Genomic DNA, 671 nt, shown 5'->3' with positions numbered 1-671 from the left:
ACCGCCTGGCAGCTCGCGCCATTACAGCTAAAAGTCAGCTGCGGGCGGCCGCCGTAGTCGTTGACGTAGGTCAGCACCGGCGCGTTGCCCAGTGCAGACGCAGCAACCTTCAGCGGCGCACTGCCCTTGGGTGCCACCATCAGCGGTTCGAAGCCCGGTGCGCTGGCAGCGCCTTTTTTGCTGCTGGCATCCACCAGCGTGACGTAGTACGGCGTCGGGTTGTTCACCTGGTAGCTGGCGCCCTGCTTGGTCAGGGTCAGTTTTTCCTGCCACGGCGCGCTGGCTTCCGGGTTGGCTACCGCAATCGCCTTCGGCCGGTAGAACAGCTTGATGCGGGTTTGCAGCGCCAGCTGCAGCGTATTCGGCTTGTCGCTCTTCGGCGGGATCTCGCGCAGGTTGAAGTAGAACAGCGTTTCGCGATCCTGCGGCAGCGCATTGGCGGCCGGCAGCCCCTGCACCTTCACCTGGCTTTTGGCCCCCGGCTCCAGGCGCTGTACCGGCGGTAATACCGTCAGCGGGCTGGTGATCTTTTTGCCGGTGGCGTCTTCGATCCAGCCCTGCGCCAGGTAAGGCAGCTGCTTGTTCTCGTTGCTGATGCTCATGCTCACCGACCTGTCGCCGCCGCTGAAGATCACCCGGGTGCGGTCCAGCGCGATGGCGGCCGTTGCCTG

Annotated in this window: 1 protein-coding gene; it reads right to left on the bottom strand. The window is 64.7% G+C overall.

Annotation, left to right across the window (positions count from 1 at the left end; genetic code table 11):
- Positions 1-671 (bottom strand): fimbria/pilus periplasmic chaperone (locus IFU29_RS22200; protein WP_191935768.1); only part of this gene is annotated, 671 nt, incomplete at both ends.

Source organism: Erwinia persicina (genome assembly GCF_014838825.1).
Taxonomy (GTDB): domain Bacteria; phylum Pseudomonadota; class Gammaproteobacteria; order Enterobacterales; family Enterobacteriaceae; genus Erwinia; species Erwinia persicina_A.
Note: the sequence above shows the minus strand (reverse complement) of the source record. Positions and strands in the feature narration are given on the sequence as shown.